Source organism: Candidatus Vagococcus giribetii (assembly GCF_017316185.1).
Lineage (GTDB): Bacteria > Bacillota > Bacilli > Lactobacillales > Vagococcaceae > Vagococcus > Vagococcus giribetii.
This window is the reverse complement of record NZ_JAFLVX010000038.1, coordinates 1-23,060: the sequence shown is the minus strand read 5'-3', so window position 1 is coordinate 23,060 and position 23,060 is coordinate 1. Positions and strand designations below refer to the sequence as shown.

The window sequence follows — 23,060 nt, the reverse complement described above, 5'->3', positions numbered from 1 at the left end:
TACTTTGTCTACAGTCTGAGTCACTTTCTCAATGAGAAAGTGACTTTTTTAGTTATACGTGTATGTAGGTTCTTTAGTTACATCATTAAGAGAAACGGTTAAGTCATAATCTGAAAAGAACCAGTCATCTCCTTGTTCTGTAAAAAAGCGTATACCTTCAAATTCTTTTGAAAGAGATTCTTGATGAGGTGTCGTCACTTCAATCCCTGTTGAAAAACCAACATGGACGTTAGTTGCTCCTCCGTATTTACCAAAAATTCTGACACTATCACCTTTTTCAAGTAATAGCTCTTCTTTGAACCAAGCAAGTGCTTCTGGTGTTATTGTTAATTCCATTAAATCCCCTCCACATCTTTAATACAGAGTTATTGTAACACAATCAAAAAAAAGCAAAGAGCTTTTTGCTCAATGCTATTTGTTCATTTTTTCATCTAAATAATCCACATCATCATTTTGACCAACAACTAAAAGAATATCGTTCTCAATAATCATCTGGTCTGCTGGAGGTGAAACGATTAATTCGTTTTTCTCACGACGAATGGCCACAATCGTTAAATTAAAATGTTTTCTAAAATTAATTTCTTCGATTGTGCGATTATAAAATTTACGATTGGTTACCATAACTTCTGCAAGAGAGTAATTTTCAGATAACTCAATAAAGTCTAACATGTTGTTAGATGTTAACTTATGGCCTAAGCGAATTCCCATATCACGTTCTGGATGGACCACAATATCTGCTCCAACTTTGTCTAGCACACGGGCATGATACTCATTTTGAGCTTTCGCTGTAATTTTAGGTACACCCATTTCTTTTGCCATTAAGGTAACTAAAATACTCGCTTGAATATCTTCACCAATAGCCACAATCACATGATCAAAATTTCTAAGACCTAAAGAACGTAGAGTTGCTTCATCTTGAGCATTTGCTACTACAGCATGAGTTGCTATATTCATGTACTCATTTACTCGATCCTCACAACTATCTATCGCTAAAACCTCTTGATCTGATTTAATCAATTCTTGGCAGACACTGCCACCAAATCTACCTAATCCAATGATTGCGAATGATTTTCGCATGCTATATCGTCTCCTCTTAATTCGTTGTTTTACGCTACTTTACTATACCATGTTTAAACGCATAAATCGCTGCTTGTGTTCGGTCGTCTACATCTAATTTAGACAGAATGTTAGATACATGGGTCTTTACTGTTTTTAGTGTGATAAATAAATCATCTGCAATTTCTTGGTTGCTCTTTCCTTCAGAAATTAATAACAAGATTTCTTTCTCACGATTTGTTAAATCTTCGTGTAATACATGTTCTTTTGCTTTTGATAATTTCTCCATCATTTTGCTAGTAACTTCTGGCTCTAATACTTTCTCGCCTTGATGTGCTGAACGAATCGCATTAGCGATGTCTTTTGCAGATGACGTTTTTAATAAATAACCGGCGGCTCCAGCTTCAATTGCTGGATAAACTTTTTCATCATCAATAAAACTAGTGACAATAATGATTCTTGCTTCTGGCCACTCTGATAGTATTTTTTTAGTGGACTCAATGCCGTCCATAACGTCCATAACAAGGTCCATTAAAATGACATCAGGTCTTAAGTCTAATGCTTTTTCGTATCCTTCTAATCCATTCTCTGCTTCACCAACTACTTCGATATCTGGTTGTATCATCAAATAGGATGAAACACCCAATCTTACCATCTCATGATCATCTACTAACAAGGTTTTAATCATCTATTTCACTCTCCTCTATCACTGGTACTTTTATTTCAATACTTGTTCCTTGTCCTACAAAGCTAACAATTCGGCAAGTTCCTCCCATACCAGAAGCTCGTTCTTTCATGTTGTTTAAACCATAACTACCCACTTTTTTGTCATCCATATTGAAACCCTTACCATCATCAACTACTCTAAGTAAAACAGTTTTATCAATTTTTTTCAAATAAACTTCTAAAGAATTTGCTTTAGCATGTCTTAGTGTGTTAGATAGTAATTCTTGAACAATCCTAAATAAATTATCTTCCACTGAGCTAGGCAGTTTAACATCTTCTACATCCCAAATTAATTCAATATTAATTTTCGTTTGAAGTTCGTTTAATAACATCTCTATCCCTTGCTTCAGACTTTTCGACTCTAAATTAATCGGTCTCAAATGAAGTAGTAACGCTCTCATTTCTGATTGAGAGGTATTAATGATGTTCGTAATCATTTGAACTTGTTTTTCAACCACTTCTGGAACATCTAATTCAGAGACACCTTCATTTAAGGCTGATAACATCATCGTTGCAGCAAACAACTGTTGACTCACTGAGTCATGTAGCTCTCTTGCAAGACGTTGACGCTCCTCTTTGATCAGCTCTTCCTTAGATTCACCTTCTACCATTTTGGGTGAACTATTCAACTCTTGTAATTCTTTAGACATCGTAATCATCTTATCTTTTACAGTAGTAATATCTGCATCTAAATCAGATAGCAAACTCTCATCCATATTGGCTTCAAGCGTTTCTTGTAAAACTGGGTGATCGTACTTACCTATAGCAAGAAGCTGCATTTTTTCTTCAATTTTACTAAATGTTCTTCGGTTATAAATATAAAGTAATCCCATAACTAATCCACTAACAGCTATTGAAATCACAATAATATACACAAGTAAAGGTATCCTGAACATGCGGGTGTTAACAAGCTCTAACATCCACTTGTGCTGATTTTTCGCATAAAAATAAGTATACAAGGTCAATGTTAAAATAAGAAAAGTCATTAAAAAAGTGTAGAAAAATGTTAAAGGACGTCCTATTTTTGACCTCATATACGAATCACCTCTAAATCACCTAGAATCGTATTCGTAATAATCTTCAGTTTACGAGCAGACTCGTCGTAGTCATCACTATAAACCTTGATTGACTCATTTTTAAGTTGATAATGCTCACCTTCAAAGCTTGCTTCACCAATCATTGCTGAGTGTTCTAACATAATTCCAATACCTGTCGGTACAATTAACCTTGTTTTTCCAAATCCTTTTCGAACAATCACCACATTATCATCTTTAGGTAACAACGTATTACCTAAATCAATAATAGTATCTCCTGAAATAATCGACATATTGATGTCGTTCCATTCATAAGTATCATTACCAAAGCGTTGATTTCCAATCCATGGACGTGAAAAACGACGACCTGATTTAGGTTCACTAGCAACTGTTTTCACCATTTTAATTTGTTTTTTTCGCCAAGGCGCATTGTTAAACAATTCAATCCCAGACACTTCAATTCCTTTAAGACCAATAAACAACACAGCTAAAACAAGCATTAACCACACAACGGGTGTGCTAAGTAAACATAGGATAATCACAAACAAACTAGCGAACTTTTGAAAGTGATTAAATGATGTTTTATGAACTTTTTTCATTGAGTAGACAAAATTAATAATAGCAAAAATCATAAATAACAAGATAGGGACATTACCTAATAAAAGGTACGCAGCCCAAATCAGTAACAATAACTCGGTAATGATAAAAAATCTCCATGAGCTTTCCATAAGAACCTGCTCCTTTTCTATTACAATATTAACTATAGTATACCTATAATATAGAATTTATTAAAAGCACAAAAGAAGGAAAATCTTCTAGGACTTTAGTCCTAATTTGAAAACAAAAAGTTATGCTAAGTATAAGCATAACTTTTTGTTTTTATGAGATTTTTTCGATTCTAACTTCCATATCTCCACCTGGAGTACTAATAACAACTGTATCGTTTAATTTACGACCAATTAGCGCTTTAGCTATTGGTGAATCGTTTGAAATTTTTCCTGAGAAAGGATCTGCTTCAGCACTACCAACAATTGTGTACTCTTCTTCGTCACCATCAGGTAACTCGATGAATGTCACTGTTCTACCAATTGATACTTCATCTTTTGATACGTTATTGTTATCAATGATTTGAGCAAAACGAATCATGTTCTCTAATGTTGTAATTCTTCCTTCAACAAAAGCTTGCTCATCTTTAGCTGACTCATACTCAGAGTTCTCTGATAAATCACCAAAACTACGAGCGATTTTTATACGTTCAACGATTTCTTTACGTTTAACCGTTTTTAATTCTTCAAGTTCTTGTTCTAATTTTTCTTTACCTTCTAAAGTCATTGGATATACTTTTTCCATAATTGACGCACGTCTCCTTAAAACATTACTAAGTTGTTTCACAAATGAATAGCTTTCCCAAAATGTCTTGGAAAAGCTTTTCACTGTCAATATAACAAACAGATTACCACGTTACAGATAAAAAGTAAACATTAAAAGTTTATTTTTTATGAACGTTTTCACTGCTTCTAATTTTTATCATCAATATATTCTTTTTTCAAAGCTAGATGTTCTTCGTAAGTTTTCGCATAATAAACTTTACCAGTTGACACATCTGCTAAGAAATAAATGAAATCATTTGGATCAGGATTCATGACAGCTGCAATAGCTTCCTCACTCGGGTTATTGAAAGGCCCTGGTCCTGGTCCTTTGTTAATGTACAGATTGTAAGGTGAATCAATTTGTGTATCCTTATTAGATAAATGAACCTTGTGCTCATCCATGGCATAAAGAATAGAAATATCTGACTGAATTGGCATATCAATTGCCAAACGGTTGAAGAACACTTGAGCTATCTTTCTTCTGTCCGCTTCAGAGACACCTTCTTTTTCAACTAACGAAGCTAAACTTAAAACTTCTTGTACGGATAATTTCTTCGTCTCAATCGCGTCGTAATATGGCGTCATCACTTGATCCATTTTAACGATCATTTGCTCTACGATATCTTTTAAGTCTTTATCTTTATAATAGTTATAAGTCGCTGGATATAGATACCCTTCAAAACGGTATCGAACATCTTTGGCTTCTTTAGCACTTGTTAATAATTTAGGGTATTTCTCAACCATTTCGTTGAAGAAGGCTTCGTCATTCATTAATTTTAAGAAATCTTCCTGCTTAACGCCAGCTTCTTTTTCAAATAACTCTGCAATTTGATCAATTGAATAGCCTTCTGGAATAGTTATCTTAGCATCTGCTAAGGCTTCCGGTTCAGCTGTTCCTCCTGCTTGCAAGTTTTTAGTAATATCATCTAAAGTCATATTTGGTGACATTTGATAATAACCTGCTTGAAAGTCTGTCAAATTATTCATTTTTACGTAGTATGAGAACACCAAACCACTTTTAATGATTTTTTCTTTTTCAAGTACTTGGCCAATTTGTTTGCTTGAACTACCTATTGGAATTTGAACCTGTACTAATTTATCATCTTTAGGGTTTAATGGTTTTAAACTTGATTTAAAATAACTATAGAATGAAAAACCTGCTACTGTTATCGTGGCAATCAAGGCTACTGAAACAATAATAACGATTTTCTTCACCATGTTATTTTCTTTTTTTCTATTAGTATATTTATCAGAATTTTCTCTATTTGATCTTGTCTCACTTTTTATTGGTTCCTCAGACTCATTATTAACTTCACTTTGAACGTCCGCTTCAATTGAATCTTCACGTGGTTCTTCATGGAGAGAATTTAACACGTAATCCTTAAAATCTTTACCCGATTTTGGACTCTTATCATTTTCGTTAAATTCATTGTCTTGATTAGTCAAAAAGTCGTCCTCCTTAACGTCTATTTTTAAATTTGCACCTATCATTATACATGATTCTTTACAAATTCCAAACATGTTTTAAAATCTTTTAGAGATTATTATATCATAGTTTTTCTTACCGATACTTAATAATCAAAACTTTCCTCTTGAATAAACTTCCTTTTTTATAAAAAGTAGGGTAAACTAGCTATGAAAATAACAAAAGGAGCTTAACTATGACTACATTACCTAATTGTCCAAATTGCGAATCAACTTATACTTACGAAGACCGAGGTCTCTTTGTTTGTCCTGAATGTGGACACGAATGGTCTCAAGAAGAATCAACGGAATCAACAGATGCTTTTGTTGTCAAAGATTCTAATGGGAACATTTTACAAGATGGTGATAGCGTAACTGTTATTAAAGACTTAAAAGTTAAAGGCGCTAGTAACCCGATTAAACAAGGAACTAAAGTAAAAAACATTCGTTTAGTTGATAGCGATCATAACATTGATTGTAAAATTGATGGTTTTGGAGCAATGAAATTAAAATCAGAATTTGTAAAAAAACTATAATTAGTTAACACAGGTAGCTTGTCTACCTGTGTTTTTGCTTTCTAAAAACTTTTTTAGAAAGCAAAAAAAGCCTAAGACCATTAAATAATGAACTTAGACCTCTACTACAGCCACCTACCAAGATATAAAACTATTATGATACTGTATACCATTGATATCATAACGTTTTGAATGATTCTTTTATCAGAAATTCAATAAAAAATAATGATTTTCGTCAGTATTTTGTTAGTTTTTATTTACAAACTAAAAATCTATAATAGAAGATAACTATTTTGAAAACTAATCTTAATACTTTTTAAGCACTTGTTCGCTTGACTAACACGAACGTACGTTTGTATAATTGATTCAACAAAACAAACGGAGTGATTACTATGCAAAATAATCCTAGTGGAATTATTGACAAAATCAGAATGTTATCGTATTACCCTCAAATGCTAGTCAGATTCACCATTTTAACTAATGATAAAAGAATTAATTGTATATGTAGCGATAAGAATTTATGTAACTCTCTCCTATTTCTAGATGAAGGTAAAACTAAGGTTGCTATTTACGGTAGATATAATAGTAGAAAACAATTAGTTGTTGAAAAAATGTTTATCAAAAATCCTACATCGTTTGAGAAAGAATTTGCTGTTAGGTGTTTAGCATGACTCATTTTTCAGGACAAAGTATTGTTGAAGTCCCTAGTATAACCTCATCAATATTCTACCCTTACTCAGAAAAATTTAAAGAAGCTTATGTTAAGCACTTTAATACTGATATTGAATTTATTGATGGAATGAACAAAATGTTAATAGAGATGATAAAAACTAGAAAAGATTACTTTGTTCTCCTCCCTCAATATTCAAAAACAGGAAGAATGGTCTATTTTAAATTTGATATTAAGGTTGGAGCTCCTTCAAAAAATGAAACAGGTCCAATTCGATATTTATACGATTTTGAGAAATGTTATGAGGTGTAGGTTTTGAATTATGAATTCTATAAAAGTTTGTTTAATGAGTTACTAGATGATTTTAAGAGTGAATTGATCTCGCATGATGAATTTACTAAACAGTTAGATGAGTTTGGTCAGAGCGCTGTTGAAGCTATTGGTGAAGATACTTGGCGATATTGGTTAAATATCAGGAGTGATTATGTTGCGCTTGAAAAATTTAACTGTAATGAGAATCAGTTAATGCTATTTTAAATAAAAGACATACCCAAACTATTTTTTAGAATGGGTACTTTTTACATTTATTTTAATAATTTTAACATTTCAGATAATGCATCACCTATTTCTCGGCTTAATCCGACGCAAAACTTTTCTAACTTATTTAAATCGTCTTGTTTAAGATTAACATTATTTTCTATAGCATATTCTAATTTCCCTTTATTTTCTGCAATAATGATATTTTCTTCTGGTAACAAAACGATGTTAGTTTTTTCTAAAAGCATTTCTAACTTGTTGTACAACTGTAAAACTCTAATTTCTTCAGACATCGATTATCACTCTTTCATATTCATATTTTTTTAGTTTCAATGTGAATATACGTAATAATTATCAAGTTTTATTTTTAATTAAAAAAGTTACGTACATATCAATTGTAATAAAGCAACCCCACTAGCAAGCAAAACTGGTGGGGTCTTTTTTCATGAACGGAGTCATTTTATAGACTCGTTTTTAACATACGCTTAATTATTGTGGTTTTACGTGTTTTTTACTTAAAGTTACATAAGTGTTACCTAAACCAGCTACTTGAGCGTGGGTTGCTCCATTTGGCATTTTAATAATTTCGCGTACCGCAAACCTAGTGCCTTTCTTAAATAACCAAGTTTTATCGACTTTTGAAAAAGTTTTATTATAAGTTTTTAAATCTTGTAAAGCTTCAAAATAGTGTCCTGATTGATAATAATTTTTTTCTTGTGGTTTTGCAGTTGGTGCTGGTTTAGATGGATTGGTATGAATCTTCTTGTTCTTAAGTAATGCTTGATTTATTTCTTGAGCTAACACTGCTTCTTTAAATCCATGACGTGAAACTCCTGGATCCATCATTCCTAGACCATAATGTCCGCCATGAGTTGCTGTAAAATTGTATTGAGGATATGACTCACATACTTTAAGAATAGCATTGATTACTTTATTTTTATTTTTTATATAGTTGTTAATCTCAGTGTAGTTATCCAAAAAACAAACTTCAATTAAAATCATATGTGCTTTAGTTTGACTAACAACATATAAGTTAGTAGTCGATTTTTGTCCTCTATCTACAATTCCTTGTGCAGAGGCTATTTCTCTACTGAGTTTTTGAGCAATTGGCTTACTAATACTATCTCCTAAATAACTCCATGTTTCTGTTCCTGTTGCTTTTTCATTAAACCCATTAAAGTGAATTGATAAAATAATATCACTTGAATCGGATAGTCTATCAGAATTTAGTTTAATGTTATAAAGATTTTCTTCAACATTTCTGCCTTTAAAATCACTGGCGTCTTTGAATTTCAACATAATTACTCACCTCTCCCGATATAAAAGTAATCTTCAATCTCTTCATCTGGATAATCTGTTTTAGGTCTTTTTTTTACTTCAAATAAAAAGAGTTCATCTTCACTTGTGTTTGTAAAGTCTTTAGGAATAATATAAGTAGCTATTCCGGTTTGATTCATAGTGTGAGCTGCATCTTCAACTACGTTTAACTCCTCCTTAAATTCTGACTTAATAACTTTTTCTGCATCATCTAAAAAATTTTGTTTATTTCTCATCTATACGTCCTCCAAATTATTTACAAAAATATAGTCCTCAAATTAATGAGAGCTAATCTTCTTTATTTTCTTCTGACATTATCAATAAACTCTTAATTGCTTCCTGAAATTTATTAGGTACTAACACATTCATTCTTGAAGCATTCTCTAATATTGAAATCACTTCATTAGCGATGTAAAAGAATACAGCTGCATCTCTAAACATGTCATTTGAGCCTAATACAATATCCACACCGTGAGCTACTGCTACAATAATGAAAATTGTAACCTTCTTACGAATCCCTCTAAATCCAACTTTACTTGATAAGCCAACTGTACTTCCTCCAGCGATTAAACCAGTAATGTAATCAGCAATTGTAAATCCTAATAAAACACCCAGTACCACACTCTTCCCTCCAAATAACAGTCCAACTAATCCACCTAAAAATAGACTTATCACTCTAAAAAAACTTTCCATTCGCATTTTTACCACCTTCCTATAAATTTAGCCAAAACAAAAAGCCTAGCGTTTGCTAGACTTCGACTTCTAAATCTTTCAACATTTCAGTTACTTCGACTTTTAAAGAAGATGGTACTTGATCTAAAGTCTTTTTACCTTTAACAATTAAAGTTACATAAACAACGGCCATTACTTTCACATCCTTTCTAAGTAAAAATAAAACTACTCTATTCTTGAATTTCTGAGTCCAAGGTAGCTTGAATCTCCTCTCTGATTTTTTTCGGAACCTCTTCAATTTTCTTCAATCCCTTTTGAGCTAAACTTACATAAGCTTGAACCATTTCACCTTATATCCCTTTTTTAAATTAGAGTTTCAATTAATTCGAACACTTCTGTTAAAGCTACTTGAGTATTAGTGACATCTTCTTTAGTATTTTCTAATATTTCTTTCAGTTTTATGTTTTCCAGTTTTAGTTGTTCCATTTCAGTTGGCGAGCCTTTTTCTTGTAGTAATTCTTTTTGTTTTACTTCATCTAAAATCGTTACACCATTAGCAACTTTGACACAATCTAGTAAACCAACGTGTGTTGGATTTGCTGTCACTTCAATACATGTAGCAAAATCTTTAGAATCAAACCAACCACTAATGTAGCCTTCATAATTTAACTGTACAAATTGTTTCATCTTTATCCCTTCCTATTTGTTTTTGTATGTGGCACTGATATATCTAGCAACCATCACACGATTATCTGGACCATTAGCAATTGTTTCTTTATTTCTTGCACTACCACCAAATCCACTTTTAGTGAATTCAATTTCTTTAAAACTTTGATTAGTTGATGCTACTCCCCATTGGAATGTGTGTCTTGTAGAAGCTGGTGATACTTTTTGAAATTCTCTAACAATGTCTCCAGGGATTACTACTGGAGAAAAAGAATAGTTTCTAACACCTTCTCCTACTGCATATCTTGAGAAAACAATTGTTAAAGCTAGTAATTCTCTATTAGGATCTAAATTGTAGTTTTGTGTCTCATCAAAATAAATACCTTTAGCAGTAGAGATTCCATCATATAGAATAACTGTTTCCTGAGATTTATTATTGATAAATTCTAATAATCCTGATACTGCCTGAGCATGTGTTTCAATGTATTTTGTCACACCATTCTCTTCTAACCTAACAATATCTGCCATACTAAACAGTCCCCACTTTCGTAAATGTAATCTTAGGTAATTCATCTAATTTCTTTTTATCTTCTTTACTCATGAGACCATCAGTTGTCTGAGTTGCCTTAAGATATGTGGGAATAGGTGTATCTTTAGGTATTGCTCCAATATCAGCCGCATTTAGTGTAACTACTCCTGTTTTTCCATTAACAGAAGTAACAGATCCTGTTCCTGCAGAAACTAACTTTTCATCTATTAATTCTGTTAACCCTACAACTGCTTTTTGATGTGTTTGAGGAAAGACCTGCAAACCATTTTCTTTTATCGATACGATATCTGTCATACTTCGTCAACCCTTTCAAATATAATATTTCCAGTTCCTCCACCAATTTCTCCATCTTCAAAAGCAGTAACCATTGCCATTATTCTGGCGTAATCACTTTGAGTTAATACTGGTAGAATGACATCGCCTGTTTGGCCATTAATTGAGGTTACACCTAATTTAGCTTCGTTACTTTGTAAAACTTCTGCCAATCCCTCTATAGCATTAATGTCAGTAACTGGATAAACTTGCTCTTTGGTGCCATCATCATTAGTACTCATTAAAATAACTTTAGGTACTCCCATTAAATGACACCTACCTTTCTTAATTTAAATCTATCTTGCTTATTGTCATCTACTGTAGCAATAATAATTGGATTTACTTTTAAAGAAACATCAACCTCGTCGATTTTTGTTACTGTATGATTTTTAGAGAAATCATTATCAATCAATGTTCTTGTTTTATTGATTTCTCCAATCTTAATGAGATAATGTTCAGCTTCCATAAAATCCAATCTTGCTTTTAAAGAATCAAAAGTTTTACCTGTAAAAACGGAATGACGAGACAATTTAACTTCCCCATCAATGGTTGTGCCAGATACTATTAACTCAAATTGTTCTCTAAAATCTTCCAATTCTTTTTGTATTTGTTGATACTCTCTAATAATTTGGTTTCCTTTAGCCTCAACAGAATTAATTCTCACGTCTAGCCAAAGATTAAATCTTGTTATACTCTCACGTACATCTTTTCCATACATTTTCCCTCGAATAAATTGAGCATACCGTAAAGCTATTTCATCTTTATAGCCATCTATTATAGCCTGTTCTATTTCTGGAACTTCTGTTGGATCAGTAGCAATTCTATCGTTAAACACGGGAACAATCGAAGGATCAGCAAAGGTATCAAGGAACTTACTACTATTACCGTCATAATTAATCAACAGTATCACCTCTTATCATTTTTTAAAGCTTCAATTTGTTCTTGAAGTAGTTTTATTTGTTGCTCCGTTTGGCTTTTATAAGCCTTAAACTCACTGTTTGACTGATCAACTGACATTTTAACTTCTACCACGTCATTGGTTAGAACAGTCAGATTACCACCGAAAGCTTCAAAATCATCCTCTATTTCTTCTATTTTTTTACTACCTTCTAATACTTGTTTTTTAGTCTCCTTAACGGTTGATTCCATTGTAAGAACTGTTTCTTTCATTGGTTCTAACACTTTAATTTGGCTATTCATAGAGTTTTGATATTGAGAAAGTGTTCGTTTACTATTTCCTATAGAAAGTTTAGTACTTGCTGGATTTATCAAATTAGTTACTTTTTTAGTTATTTGAAGCTTTTCAACTGGGCTAATAAATTCATTATGAATATGATGATAATTTCCCACTTCAAATATACTAAACATTGAATCAATCAATCCCAACTCAATGACTTCAACGTCCCAACCAATCAACATGACTCGTTGATTTTTTAAAAATGTTTGACCTTGTCGTTTAATTTCACTTGGGACTTTGCTATTCGGAAAAACAACTGCTTTTCTTATTTTTCCAAAAGTGGAGACTAATTTTTCATCAACTAATTCAATACTATTATTATTAACACTTTTTATTGTGTACCTTTCCTTAGCAAAATCATGCTCTTTTTCTGCTAAATTTCCATCATCTTTAGTTTCTATTTCTTCACCTAAAGGAACAATGACAGTTGCTAAATCATCAGGATTTATTTCTTTCGAAGCACTTTTTAAATTTCTAGCAATTTGAATAGGAGTTTCATCTTGTCTACCAAACTCCTTAAGATAATCAAGATACATCACACCATTAATTTCTTCTAAAACAAAAAAACCACCTAAGCGATCAAGTAGTTTATCTTTAATAGTTTCAAAAGTTTTTGCATATCCAATTGACCGATTTATACGATCATTAGATACCTCGACAGTGACATTTCGTAGCTTGAAATGTTTATGAGGTTCGCATTGTTTATTATGATTATTAATCAATATTTGTAAATAGTCTCTTAAACCTGTAATTTGTGTTCTCCTGAAGCTCTGCGTTGAATCATGTAAATATCCTAGTTTACCTTCACACGTGATTTCTTGATTAAATTCTCCATCACCATTCATAGAGTTATCAACTCTAATAACACGACCATCAAAAACTTTTTTCTCCCTAGTAACATCGTAAACTTCAATGCATGTTACTAATGGTTCAGATTTACCGTAAAAATCATTAGTTAGTGGGATATTCAAGGTTAATTCATCAATCATATTTAATTCTTGATCAAGCTCTGCTTTTGTCACTTTACTTCCGAAATTTGAAGGTTCATGAATAATAATAGGATTCTCCTTTTGAAAATCTTTGTAACCTATTATTCTAAACATTAACGCATCAACTCCGTTCTCATAAAGAAAATAACCTTTCCAGTTCCCATTAGAGATACCTTAGTTTGACCTTTTTTAATCTTGATAAAATAATTTTGATTTTTTCCATGTTTCAAAGGATAAATTTGTTTATCAATTTTTAACTTCATTTCGCTACTTGCATAAATGACTGGACTTAAAGCAGTACTCCCACTATTAATAAAAATGATATCTTTATGATTAGTGACATTATAGGCTGAGTAACATGCAACATCATAATCAAAGTTGAAGCTATCCCATAAATCAGTGAAATAATTAAACTGAGACATGAAATAAGGGTAGCAATCAAATTCGATTGTAACAGTTAACTTGTTATACTCATTGTCATCATCACAAGATACTTTTGAGCATTTCCCCCACCAGAAGCCATCAGGATCATGCGTATCTAATAACTGGTTATAGTTTTGAGATAAAAGTAAATCTTTGACTTTATTCTCAACTATTTTTCGTTCGTCATAAGATTTGTTATAAAGACGTAAAACATAACGATTTGTCCTATTTTCAAAAACTCGTTCACCTAGTAAGGCAGAAAAATCATGAGTTCCTTGAGCATAAGGTATAGATAGGGTTACTTCTTTCTCTGAAGGAGTAGGACAATCTCGTTCAATCATGAATAGCTCAAAATCTCCAGAATCAAAACTACCAAATATAATTTTTTCAGTTATCAAGTCACTCATGATTTCATACGCCTCCTTTTGTTAAATTGAGCTTTATCTGCTAAGCCTTTATCCGTAGCACCGATTAACTGACCATTGTCTAAATAAATTTTTTGACCATTATCAATAGCTATAATGACCTGTTCAAGTAGATTTCTCAGTTCATTATTAACTGTTGACTTAGAAATACTTTCCACTCTGACTACTGATGAACCACCACTAAAAGCGAAATCTAAATTCTTATTTTGTTGTATTTGATTAGTAATTGCTTTTACCAGCCTATCAGTTTTATCTTTAATGAATCCTACTGAATCAATCAAACCAACTCCGACTCCTCGCCCCATAAAATTTCCAATAGGCATGAACAATCGTGCTGGAGACTTAATTTTAGCTTTAGCTCTAGCCGCTCTTTCTGCTTCAGCTACTACCGCATCAGCAGCGGCTCTCACATCACCAAGTGAACTGTTTAAACCAGAAGCAACTCCTAATCCCATGTTATAACCAATAGAATTAAACTCACCTGTTTTAGAGTTAGCCCCTGTATAAGCCGCATTTGCAATGCTGACACCAGCAGCATTATTAGTTCCCTTTGTATTAGATAATCCTCTTGCTTGATTAGTACCTGCTAGAAAGCCTATGGGATTAAATAATGCTAGTTTAGACTTAGCGCCTTGTTCACCAGCCTGCATTATTGAGTTACCTGCATTTTGCATTTGCCCTTTAGTTCTTTCTAAAGATGATGCTGCATTTTTACCTGATTCCGTCCCAGTATTTCCCATTGATCCAGGTAGCGGCGCTAATCCAGCTTTTGCCTCACCAACTAATGCTGTGGTTACCCCTGCTAAATCACCACTTTGTAAAGCAGTGATAAGTTGATTTTTACCTTCGTTACCTTTTACAAACATTGAACTTGGCAATGAATTAATACCGTTAATTGTTTCTTGACTTAATTCTGTACCAATAATAGATAAGTCTTGACTACGAAGTGCTTCTGCCAATTTAGAAACACTCTCTCCACCTTTTTGCTCCATGATGCCAGCTAACAAGGTAAGAGTTTCACCAACATCTGTATTTGATTGATTAAAAGATTCTAAAATTAAACCGAGTTGTTCATCAGTTAAATCTTTTCTAGTTGTCAATCCTTGCAACACAGCTTGAGCTGACATCTCATTACCATTTAGAAGTAATTGAAGTTCTTGCTCACCAAATAATTGTTGTTGTTGAAGTAGCTGCTCATTATTTAGCTTCAAGGCTTCTAACTGAGCTTTTAAATTTGTTTTTTGACTTTCTGCTTTAGCTTCGCTATGTTGCTTTTCTAATTCAGCTATCTTTTGCTCATTCGCTGTAATCTGCTCTGTTCTGTTAGCGTATAAAGCTTTCAAATTTGTTTCTGCAGCAGATTGTTCTTGTTGTGATAGTTGTTCGTTGTTCTGTAATCTTTGCATTGCAGCTTGAACATACAACTCATTTTGTTGCATTAGACCGTCACGAATAACTTGAAGTTGAGCTTCCATCGTATTACGTTGCTCTTTAGTTAATTCTTGACCTTCAATATTTTTATTGGTTCTTAACTGTTCGCTAAACTCTTGAGCTAAATCCATCATTCCCTTGTTACCCATTGCATGTTGGCTTAAAATTAAGTCGTTTGCTTGCTTCTCAAGCGCCACACGCTCTTTACCTTTAGCTTGTTCAGCCTGATTGATTAAATCATTATATTTTTGGCTAATTGCTAATCGTTTTTGGTTAAATTCTTCCACAATTTGATTAGCACTATTAACATAATTCTTAATACCTTCTGTCTGACCGTCAACATTAAAAGCTAAACTGAATTCTGAATTAATTTGACTCGTCTTAGCATTTAACTCATCAGTCAAGGCAATTATGTCTTTAACAGAACGCTTGGTTGTATCTGCCGCTTTCTCTGTTTCTTTTCCAAGCTGTTGAATAGATTCTGAAGCAACTTTCAAAGCACTGCTGTTTTTCAACTCATCAAAACCATCACCAATTGATTTAATAGACTTCTCCATTTTCTTGAAGCTTTCATCTGCTCCATCTGAATCACCTTTAATTCGTTGCCACAATCCTTTTAATCCTTGACTAAGTGCTTGAACTGCTTTGACAACAGAAGTCACTGCAAAAATCATCATTCTAAACCCATCAACCACTGCTGCAATACCAATCAAAACAGCACCTGTCAGAACTGCGCCTAATACCTTGAAAATACTTATTGCTGGTTGAATAACTGGTTCAAGTCCTTTGAACATGTTACCTAATCCGGACAAAGACTTACCAACACCACTTGCAAAAGTTTTTATAACTCCTTGAATATTCATGAAGTTTGATCTCCATGACAAAGCAACAAATGCAACTGTTGCAGCAATCCCCACTAAAATAGCAGTAATAGGATTACTTAACATCGTAGCAGTCAGCGAGTTGATTGCACCTACTCCAACAGTTGCCATATTTTTAAAAGCTCCACTAACTTTAATGCCTAAACCGCTCATAACAGTTCCTGTTCCACCTGCTTGAGCTGATAAGAGCATTAAGCTAGATTTCATAGTATTTATTGATTGAACTGGGTGTAATAACTTAAAAGCGAATTGAGTGAACTTATTACCAGATAAATCTAAAGCACTATCCATCGCTCTCATTGAATCCTTAAAAAGACTTCCAGTGCTATCAAATTGTCTTATCTGTCTGAAACTAGTAACTAAGTTACTATTAAATAAAATAAACGATCCACCAGTAGTTGATACTGCTGAACCTATTGTTTTCATTCCATTTTGAATTGGAACGACTAAACTTGAGTTAACAATACTATTTGCTGTATTCAATCTACCCAACGCACTCATAACCGTTCCACTAATGGTTAAACCAAAATTAGCAAATGAACTTGTTACGCTATTGATCGTTTTTAATGTCCCGATAGCTACAACTGCTTCAGGTATCTTATCAATAAGCTTTCCTATTGCTTCACTGTTTCTGTCAACAAAGTTAGCAAACTGAATCACTTTATCAGCTGCTTTATTTACAACGCTGCTGAATAACGTTAATGCATCTGTTTTAGAAAACTCTAAATTCATGAATCCGACATTATCAGTTACAGACTTAAATGCTTGTTTGGTTGGTTCGATAACTCTATCAACTGTACTTTTAAAAATCATGAAAAAAGGAATCGTTCCTTCAATAGCAGTTCCAACTTTAGTCATGCTTTCTTTAGCAAATGTGCCAATTGATGTGATACTTTTAAACACACCGAATTTATCACCAGTTAAAGCCGCACCAACTTTTTGAACGCTACCTAAAATATTAGTCATTCCCAAAGTAAAACGAGAATTCATAATACCTATAGCTCCAGCCCATGTATTAGCACCGTCTTTTGCGGCTCCTGCTGCGTTCTCTGACCCTTTCATTAACGTGTCAAAGAACTCTTCTGATGTCCACTTACCAGCAGATATTTCATCTTGGATTGTTTGAACACTTTTACCAGTCTCTTTTGATAGAATTGACCATACAGGAATTTGAGCCTCTACTGCCGATTTAATATCACCTAGATTGGCTTTTCCTTTCGAAGCCATCTGAGTCATTTGAAGCGTTACTTGCTTAAATGTTTCATTAGTACCATCACCATATCGACTAACTAAATCCATAAAACGTGCTGAATACTGCATACTTTTACCAACATCAATATTCGCATTAGCAAATGATTGAGTTGAGTTAGCTACTGAATCTAGTGAGTAGGCAGTATCTGAAGTAGTAGCAGATAACTCTTTTAGTTTCTGAGCTGCGATTGTTGTTGAACCCGTAATTTCAGTCATATTTCGATTAAATAAATAGAGCGTGTCAGTTCGTGACATCGCTCCTGTGACTGAATTGGTGACTCTTGTTGCAGCTGCTGAAGCTACTTTATAAAGACCTAAACCACCAACAACGTTTTTAATAGAGCCTAAGAAACCTTTAGTTTGACCACTTGCTTTAGCATTCTCACCAGCAAACGTTCCGAGTAAACTATTAGCTTTGCCAAATGTTGAACTAAAACTTTTGTCTTTAGCCTGCAGTATGGCTGTCACACTTTTTTCTTGTGCCATCTAATCTGCCTTCCTCCTTTCCTCAAACTCTTTTACTTTACGAGCTTTGATTTCATAGAATCTTTTCACATTTTCTGCTTCAATTTCTTGAGGTAGTTTGGCCAACTCCGATTTGACTGCAACATTGCCTTTTAGTAACTCATTAAAGTAAAGATAATCATGAATCTGTAAAGGGTTGGTGACGCTAAATAATTCTCTGTCACCTTGCTTGTGAGTCATATTAGTAGCTAAACGATTGTCAATAATCGACTTAGCAGATTCAAAACGTTCTCGGTTGTACTTAAGCTCTATGCTAGTTGTTCTGATAAAATACTCAGTTAACGGCATTGTTCTCAAATAATCCATATCAAATGATGGATAATAAACCATCAACTCCATACAACATTGCTCAAAACTTGGAAGTTTTACTCTTTTTCTGCTATCAATGCTTTCGCTTGCTCCATTTCCTTGTTCAGTTCCTTCAAGATTTGACTCATCTGTTCTTCCTGAGCAACTTTCTGAAGTTCGTTCATTTCCACCACTTGATTGATAATCGTCATATTCTGATTGATTTTCGATTTCATGAATGGGTTTGCCACTAAGTTCGTAAAAAAAAGATTAAATAGTGGCTCCAATCCTTCATCGGTTAACGCCTGCTCAGTTAAATAAGTTTGTAAATCCTCATCTGTTGCATCAGTTCCTTTTAAAGCAAACGACATCAAATCAACTAAAACTGTAAATTTACGGACAATTAACGATGTCGCAATAGCCACCATGTTATCAATGCCAGCTTGAGCCGCTTCAATTTCCATGTAATTATCTAACTCACAAGCATACTGTAAACCGAAGTTTAACTTGATTTCTTTGTCACCAATCTTGATTGTTTTATCCATCATCTTTTTAGGCATCTCTAATATTTTATTTCCCTTAGCCATCTCACATTCTCCTCATCAAAAAAAGCTAGGATAGATTATCCCAGCTTTACTTTTTAGTTTTATTTTCTTCTGTTACTTCTTGTGTTTTAACGTCCACGTTTTTATCAATTGTAGACTCACCTACTTTTTTTCAGTTTTAGGCTTGTAAGTTTCTAAACCTGTTGTAACTTTTGGTGAGCCTTTAATTGTGTCAAAGAAGTATTCAGTAGCGATGGCATTATTCAACGGTGATACTGTCGCATCATGATAAACAGTGAAATCGGCAGTTGCTTCATATTTCATATTACCATTGCCCTCACCAAAAGAGCTTGTAGCACTTGTTAACTGAACTGGTGCAAATTTAGAAGGGTATAACTTCGCTTCGCTATCTGTAATATCTTTAGGTTTAGCACCAAAATCAACATCCCAAATAAAAACTTTCTTTCCTTCTCGAACAGCATACTCTAACATACGAGTTAAATCAGGATCGTCTTCTGAAGCTTCATTAATGACACGAGTTACTAATGCCTCAAATGATAATGTCTCATTTGAAACACCACTTGATTGAACATTACCTTGTTTTGTCGTATCGCTCTCACTAGAATTCTCAATGCTCCATTCTGTGCTAGACTGAAAAGGAATCATAATAGCATCTCTTGTTGCATGTTCCTCTTCTAATTTAACTAATAACAATCGTTGCTTACTTGAAACGACTTGATAATTACTCATTTTCATTCTCCTAACTATTTTCTAAAGTTATATCTAAAATCGCATGTCCTAGATACATGTTAAATTCTTTATCGTATTCTCCAGTGTACTCACTATTGCACTTTGTAACCAACCAAATCCAATTACCACTGTTATCATTCTCATAAATAGCTTTACTTAATTCATAGATAATTTTTTCAGTTTCAGTTGTTTTCTCCCAATAGTTAAAAACATGAATAATAAAGTTATCTCTCACTAAGGTTCTTGTTGAAGTGCTTGTATTTTCTTCAAAACACTCAGCTACTGCGATAAATGGATAATCTGACTCAGTCATTGGAATATGGTCGAATACATGATTTTCTGGTGACTCTACAACATCAGTTAAAACTTCTTGTGCTAATTTAATTATGTGTTGCCTTAGTTCTGACTTTGGAAACATTACTTCACCAACCTTTGCATATCAGAGATAAACTCATTTGATGCTGTTTCAAATCCTCGTTTTAAAAAGAATTTACCTGGCATCCACCTTGTTCCCCATTCTTGATAAGGTGTGTACTCAGCATAAAACTCCGCAATACCAGTTAACCCACCATCAACAATACTAGTTACCAACGAACGCTTCATAAAACCAGTTTTAACTGGTGCTAGACGTGATGTAATCCTAGCCATATTAGCAGTATGCTGCCTGATTAATTTCTTCACGTCATCTAATTTTTGTGCAGTTGCAATGGTTCTCTGGAGCTCAGTAACTCCTTTAAACTCTAAACTATACATCTTCTGTTTTATCCAATTCTCTAGATTTGCGAGCATAAAAAGTGGTACTACCTAAAACATTGACTGTTTTTGTAATTGAGTATAAATTACTATCACCTTTTATTTTAATAAAGCCCGCCTTTGTTCCTAAAAATTTTTTATAGAGAAATCTGACTACAATTTCTTCAGTATTTCGTGCATCAGTCACACCACTGCTCAATTCATTAGATAGCTTAACTCCTACATCAGTCACTTCTGCCGTTCCTTTGTTAACAAATTTTTGTTTAGAATCGTAAACCCTCACATCTTTCTTTGTTTGATCTAAAACCATTGCAAACCAACTCCATGTTTTTCGACATTAGAATCAACAAAATCAATTATGATATTTGAATATTCTTTAAAATCGCTCATGTCATAAGTAAACGACTGTTCAGACTGTGAATAGTTTTCTATCCCTTCCTTACCCAATCTACTAAATCTAGCTTTAAATACGTTCTTCGGAATAAATAGATACTTATTAGGAACTTCATTAATTGATTCCACTCTCATGAGGACTAAAAATTCAGAGAGTGTATCAGATACTAAATTATCCAACACACTCTCAATTTCTTGTTTCTCATCTTCACTAATAATGATTGTTGAAAGTAAGGTCTCTCTTACTTTATTTTCTTCCATACAATCACACTCCTAAACTATTTTGTTCCTTCTGGAGCTGGCTTTGCAGGTGTAATAGTTGCTTCAAACACACCTTCAGGAATCTCTACAAACAATTGAGTAACTGAAACAAATATAGCATCAGTTGTTAAGGTATTCATCTCGGTCTCAGTACCGATTGAGATATAGCCAGTTTCATCACTTACAAAATTAAAAATACCAGCCAATCCAGTAGCATTCATATCTAGGCTAGCCAGAACTAAGTTATCTACTGCAGTACCATAAACTTTACCTTTTGGAATTCCACGCAACGAAACAATGTTACCCACTCCTAAAAAATCTCCTAATAAAGTCATACCAAAGATACTAGAAGCATTAGCTCCAACTGGCGTATCTCCTAAATAATCAGTGGCATCTTCTGGATTGATAAAGTAAATAAAATTAGCACCATCAAACTCTTCAATCATTTGTAACTTACCAGAAACAGATGCTAAAGCTTTTTGTAAGCTATTCGCTTTTAATTTTTGAGGATTTTCCCCTAAGTATCCTATTAGTTTCTTATTGAAATCAGATTGTAGTTCACGTCTGATTTGATTGTTAGAATCAACAATAGCAATTTGTTGACCGTGACGAGCAATTGCCTCAGCAGTTACTTTACGACGATGTTTTTGCCATACTAATTGTTCAAGTGGTAACTCTTCACGTCTAACGGTACTTAATGGAATTACTTCTCCCTCTCCTACATTTCCATCAGCCATAGTTGTGGTCCATTTATAACGGCGTAATACGCAATCAGCTGACAATGGGTATTTACGATAAACTCCTAAAATTTTAAGCAGTTCATTAATATTCTTAGCAAACTTCTCAACAAAATCAATCGATGTTGCTTTTCCTAAATCTTGTGCAACGTTTGTGTTTGGTGTTTGTGGCATAATAATCTTCCCTCTCCTTTAATTAAAATAAATGTGAATTTTCAGCAATTGCTTGAATCCGTTTAGTATCGTCTTCAATCGCCATAATGTCGGCTTTTGTTAATCCAGTTGATGAAGGCTTTTTAAAAGATGGATACGCTCCATTCTTTACTTCATCACGGACTGCATTCGCTGCCTCCAATGTTCCTTTAGTGTAAAACTGCGAAAGGACATTGACTTGTTCTTGCGTTTCTTCATCAGAATCACGGACAACTAGATTTAAAATATCTTGAGATACTGGCATTTGGGCTTTACTGAGCATTGTGATTGCTGCATCAGATCGATTACGTCTTTCTTGCTCAGCTAAGAGCTTTTGATAATTCGCTCTTAGCTCTTCCTCTTCAACTTTTTTACGTTCATCTTCTGACAATTTAGCTCGTTCAACGTCTTGTTCCCAGCGCTGTTTTTTATTTTTAATGATGTTGTCGACCTCATCATTATCTACAAAACCATATTTCTTTTTAATAACTTTAAGTTGTTCGTCTGATAATTCTTCCAAATTAATTTGAGGTGACACTTCTTCAGTATTGATTGGATCACTTCCACCATTTGAACCTGTGTCACCTTCAAACTTGAATAAATTATTCCGTAAATTCTTTTTAAACACTCAAATCAATCCTTTCTTATTCCATATCTTTTTTTAAGTGTTAAATGCTTGCACTTCCGCAAAGTTTTTCAAAAGTCATTAGGCTTGGACTTGCCACATCTTTTAACGTCATAAGGCTTGGACAAAATAAAAAAGCAATCGTCAGATTACTTTAGTTACACATGTTATTAATCCGAGCACCTTGATATAATTATTTTATCAACGAGTGGTCCGTTGAAATAATGACAAGGTGGTGATACTAATGAGTAGACTTATTCCCCCAGGCACTGATAATGAAGCGAAAGGTAAATACAAGGAAGTTGGCCCGCGTGGTGGCACCGTACCTAAAGCTAGAGAAGTTAATATAGATCAGGGTGACAGGCTTCCTCCAACACAAAAACCAGGGAACAAATGGGTAAAGAAATAGACATTAAGAACTACGTTTCATAAACGTAGTTCTTTCGAGAGTGTAATATAAACCGT

Annotated in this window: 35 protein-coding genes; 5 read left to right on the top strand and 30 right to left on the bottom strand. The window is 33.6% G+C overall.

All coding sequences use genetic code 11. The annotated features are described in order from the left end of the window. Positions 1–48: 48 nt before the first annotated feature. From DOK76_RS12520 to mltG, 7 genes are all read right to left on the bottom strand, one after another. The gene (locus DOK76_RS12520) at positions 49–336 is read right to left on the bottom strand and encodes a HesB/YadR/YfhF family protein (protein WP_206968284.1); all 288 of its coding nucleotides are present in this window, start codon (positions 334–336) and stop codon (positions 49–51) included. Between the two features lie 75 nt (positions 337–411). Next, positions 412–1,077, bottom strand: coding sequence for a potassium channel family protein (locus DOK76_RS12515; protein WP_206968282.1), 666 nt, complete (start codon positions 1,075–1,077; stop codon positions 412–414). 34 nt (positions 1,078–1,111) lie between these two features. Next, the gene (locus DOK76_RS12510) at positions 1,112–1,744 is read right to left on the bottom strand and encodes a response regulator (RefSeq protein WP_206968280.1); all 633 of its coding nucleotides are present in this window, start codon (positions 1,742–1,744) and stop codon (positions 1,112–1,114) included. Continuing rightward, positions 1,737–2,816, bottom strand: a complete 1,080-nt coding sequence (locus DOK76_RS12505) for a sensor histidine kinase (RefSeq protein WP_206968278.1) — start codon at positions 2,814–2,816, stop codon at positions 1,737–1,739. The genes DOK76_RS12510 and DOK76_RS12505 overlap by 8 nt, the downstream gene beginning before the upstream one ends. Next, complete coding sequence (gene liaF / locus DOK76_RS12500) at positions 2,813–3,544, bottom strand: cell wall-active antibiotics response protein LiaF (RefSeq protein WP_206968275.1); 732 nt, start codon at positions 3,542–3,544, stop codon at positions 2,813–2,815. Before liaF ends, DOK76_RS12505 begins: the two co-directional genes overlap by 4 nt. A 151-nt stretch (positions 3,545–3,695) precedes the next feature. After that, positions 3,696–4,169 (bottom strand): transcription elongation factor GreA, encoded by a 474-nt coding sequence (gene greA, locus DOK76_RS12495; protein ID WP_370590137.1) that lies wholly within the window; start codon positions 4,167–4,169, stop codon positions 3,696–3,698. A gap of 164 nt (positions 4,170–4,333) precedes the next feature. Next, positions 4,334–5,521, bottom strand: coding sequence for an endolytic transglycosylase MltG (gene mltG, locus DOK76_RS12490; protein WP_370590136.1), 1,188 nt, complete (start codon positions 5,519–5,521; stop codon positions 4,334–4,336). A 326-nt stretch (positions 5,522–5,847) separates the two neighbouring features. Between mltG and DOK76_RS12485 the strand changes: the two genes are divergently transcribed. From DOK76_RS12485 to DOK76_RS12470, 4 genes are all read left to right on the top strand, one after another. Beyond that, the gene (locus DOK76_RS12485; RefSeq protein WP_206968269.1) at positions 5,848–6,186 is read left to right on the top strand and encodes a zinc ribbon domain-containing protein YjdM; all 339 of its coding nucleotides are present in this window, start codon (positions 5,848–5,850) and stop codon (positions 6,184–6,186) included. Between the two features lie 371 nt (positions 6,187–6,557). Further along, positions 6,558–6,836: a hypothetical protein gene (locus DOK76_RS12480; protein WP_206968268.1), complete on the top strand. Its 279-nt coding sequence runs from the start codon at positions 6,558–6,560 to the stop codon at positions 6,834–6,836. Continuing rightward, on the top strand, positions 6,833–7,147 hold the full coding sequence (locus DOK76_RS12475) for a DUF5960 family protein (protein WP_206968266.1): 315 nt from the start codon (positions 6,833–6,835) through the stop codon (positions 7,145–7,147). Before DOK76_RS12480 ends, DOK76_RS12475 begins: the two co-directional genes overlap by 4 nt. A 3-nt stretch (positions 7,148–7,150) precedes the next feature. Further along, entirely contained in the window at positions 7,151–7,372 is a 222-nt protein-coding gene (locus tag DOK76_RS12470) for a hypothetical protein (protein ID WP_206968264.1), read from the top strand. Between the two features lie 47 nt (positions 7,373–7,419). Here the strand turns inward: DOK76_RS12470 and DOK76_RS12465 are convergent, their stop codons facing one another. The 23 genes from DOK76_RS12465 to DOK76_RS12365 form a co-directional block, all read right to left on the bottom strand. Beyond that, a complete protein-coding gene (locus DOK76_RS12465; protein ID WP_206968262.1) occupies positions 7,420–7,665 on the bottom strand; it encodes a hypothetical protein in 246 nt (81 codons plus the stop codon). Positions 7,666–7,861: 196 nt separating this feature from the next. Continuing rightward, positions 7,862–8,671 (bottom strand): N-acetylmuramoyl-L-alanine amidase, encoded by an 810-nt coding sequence (locus DOK76_RS12460; protein WP_206968260.1) that lies wholly within the window; start codon positions 8,669–8,671, stop codon positions 7,862–7,864. A gap of 2 nt (positions 8,672–8,673) precedes the next feature. After that, positions 8,674–8,925 (bottom strand): hypothetical protein, encoded by a 252-nt coding sequence (locus tag DOK76_RS12455; protein ID WP_206968258.1) that lies wholly within the window; start codon positions 8,923–8,925, stop codon positions 8,674–8,676. A 52-nt stretch (positions 8,926–8,977) separates the two neighbouring features. Further along, positions 8,978–9,388: a phage holin family protein gene (locus tag DOK76_RS12450; RefSeq protein WP_206968256.1), complete on the bottom strand. Its 411-nt coding sequence runs from the start codon at positions 9,386–9,388 to the stop codon at positions 8,978–8,980. Positions 9,389–9,437: 49 nt separating this feature from the next. Then, complete coding sequence (locus DOK76_RS13285) at positions 9,438–9,554, bottom strand: CD1375 family protein (protein ID WP_255521772.1); 117 nt, start codon at positions 9,552–9,554, stop codon at positions 9,438–9,440. 37 nt (positions 9,555–9,591) lie between these two features. Beyond that, positions 9,592–9,705, bottom strand: a complete 114-nt coding sequence (locus tag DOK76_RS13280; protein ID WP_255521771.1) for a CD1375 family protein — start codon at positions 9,703–9,705, stop codon at positions 9,592–9,594. A 19-nt stretch (positions 9,706–9,724) separates the two neighbouring features. Then, complete coding sequence (locus DOK76_RS12445; RefSeq protein ID WP_206968255.1) at positions 9,725–10,048, bottom strand: hypothetical protein; 324 nt, start codon at positions 10,046–10,048, stop codon at positions 9,725–9,727. Positions 10,049–10,060: 12 nt separating this feature from the next. Further along, positions 10,061–10,555 (bottom strand): hypothetical protein, encoded by a 495-nt coding sequence (locus tag DOK76_RS12440; protein WP_206968253.1) that lies wholly within the window; start codon positions 10,553–10,555, stop codon positions 10,061–10,063. Position 10,556: 1 nt separating this feature from the next. After that, the gene (locus DOK76_RS12435; RefSeq protein ID WP_206968251.1) at positions 10,557–10,871 is read right to left on the bottom strand and encodes a hypothetical protein; all 315 of its coding nucleotides are present in this window, start codon (positions 10,869–10,871) and stop codon (positions 10,557–10,559) included. Beyond that, the gene (locus tag DOK76_RS12430) at positions 10,868–11,155 is read right to left on the bottom strand and encodes a hypothetical protein (protein ID WP_206968250.1); all 288 of its coding nucleotides are present in this window, start codon (positions 11,153–11,155) and stop codon (positions 10,868–10,870) included. Before DOK76_RS12430 ends, DOK76_RS12435 begins: the two co-directional genes overlap by 4 nt. Next, positions 11,155–11,790 (bottom strand): hypothetical protein, encoded by a 636-nt coding sequence (locus tag DOK76_RS12425; protein ID WP_206968247.1) that lies wholly within the window; start codon positions 11,788–11,790, stop codon positions 11,155–11,157. The genes DOK76_RS12430 and DOK76_RS12425 overlap by 1 nt, the downstream gene beginning before the upstream one ends. A gap of 5 nt (positions 11,791–11,795) precedes the next feature. Next, positions 11,796–13,229 (bottom strand): phage tail protein, encoded by a 1,434-nt coding sequence (locus DOK76_RS12420; protein WP_206968245.1) that lies wholly within the window; start codon positions 13,227–13,229, stop codon positions 11,796–11,798. Then, positions 13,229–13,945 carry a hypothetical protein gene (locus tag DOK76_RS12415; protein ID WP_206968243.1) on the bottom strand — a complete coding sequence of 239 codons (717 nt, stop codon included), beginning with the start codon at positions 13,943–13,945 and terminating at the stop codon, positions 13,229–13,231. Before DOK76_RS12415 ends, DOK76_RS12420 begins: the two co-directional genes overlap by 1 nt. Beyond that, a complete protein-coding gene (locus DOK76_RS12410; RefSeq protein WP_206968241.1) occupies positions 13,942–18,012 on the bottom strand; it encodes a tape measure protein in 4,071 nt (1,356 codons plus the stop codon). Before DOK76_RS12410 ends, DOK76_RS12415 begins: the two co-directional genes overlap by 4 nt. Beyond that, entirely contained in the window at positions 18,013–18,381 is a 369-nt protein-coding gene (locus DOK76_RS12405) for a hypothetical protein (RefSeq protein ID WP_206968239.1), read from the bottom strand. Positions 18,382–18,416: 35 nt separating this feature from the next. Next, positions 18,417–18,926, bottom strand: a complete 510-nt coding sequence (locus DOK76_RS12400; RefSeq protein ID WP_206968237.1) for a tail assembly chaperone — start codon at positions 18,924–18,926, stop codon at positions 18,417–18,419. A gap of 120 nt (positions 18,927–19,046) precedes the next feature. After that, complete coding sequence (locus tag DOK76_RS12395; protein ID WP_206968235.1) at positions 19,047–19,634, bottom strand: phage tail tube protein; 588 nt, start codon at positions 19,632–19,634, stop codon at positions 19,047–19,049. A 10-nt stretch (positions 19,635–19,644) separates the two neighbouring features. After that, positions 19,645–20,052: a hypothetical protein gene (locus DOK76_RS12390; protein ID WP_206968233.1), complete on the bottom strand. Its 408-nt coding sequence runs from the start codon at positions 20,050–20,052 to the stop codon at positions 19,645–19,647. Then, positions 20,052–20,387 (bottom strand): HK97-gp10 family putative phage morphogenesis protein, encoded by a 336-nt coding sequence (locus tag DOK76_RS12385; protein WP_206968231.1) that lies wholly within the window; start codon positions 20,385–20,387, stop codon positions 20,052–20,054. Before DOK76_RS12385 ends, DOK76_RS12390 begins: the two co-directional genes overlap by 1 nt. After that, positions 20,380–20,697 carry a hypothetical protein gene (locus DOK76_RS12380; RefSeq protein ID WP_206968229.1) on the bottom strand — a complete coding sequence of 106 codons (318 nt, stop codon included), beginning with the start codon at positions 20,695–20,697 and terminating at the stop codon, positions 20,380–20,382. The genes DOK76_RS12385 and DOK76_RS12380 overlap by 8 nt, the downstream gene beginning before the upstream one ends. Continuing rightward, positions 20,688–21,041, bottom strand: coding sequence for a phage head-tail connector protein (locus DOK76_RS12375; protein ID WP_206968227.1), 354 nt, complete (start codon positions 21,039–21,041; stop codon positions 20,688–20,690). The genes DOK76_RS12380 and DOK76_RS12375 overlap by 10 nt, the downstream gene beginning before the upstream one ends. A 17-nt stretch (positions 21,042–21,058) precedes the next feature. Next, a complete protein-coding gene (locus DOK76_RS12370) occupies positions 21,059–21,952 on the bottom strand; it encodes a phage capsid protein (protein WP_206968225.1) in 894 nt (297 codons plus the stop codon). 22 nt (positions 21,953–21,974) lie between these two features. After that, the gene (locus tag DOK76_RS12365; RefSeq protein WP_206968223.1) at positions 21,975–22,598 is read right to left on the bottom strand and encodes a capsid assembly scaffolding protein Gp46 family protein; all 624 of its coding nucleotides are present in this window, start codon (positions 22,596–22,598) and stop codon (positions 21,975–21,977) included. Between the two features lie 241 nt (positions 22,599–22,839). Between DOK76_RS12365 and DOK76_RS12360 the strand changes: the two genes are divergently transcribed. After that, the gene (locus tag DOK76_RS12360; RefSeq protein WP_206968221.1) at positions 22,840–23,004 is read left to right on the top strand and encodes a YjzC family protein; all 165 of its coding nucleotides are present in this window, start codon (positions 22,840–22,842) and stop codon (positions 23,002–23,004) included. Positions 23,005–23,060 lie beyond the last annotated feature (56 nt).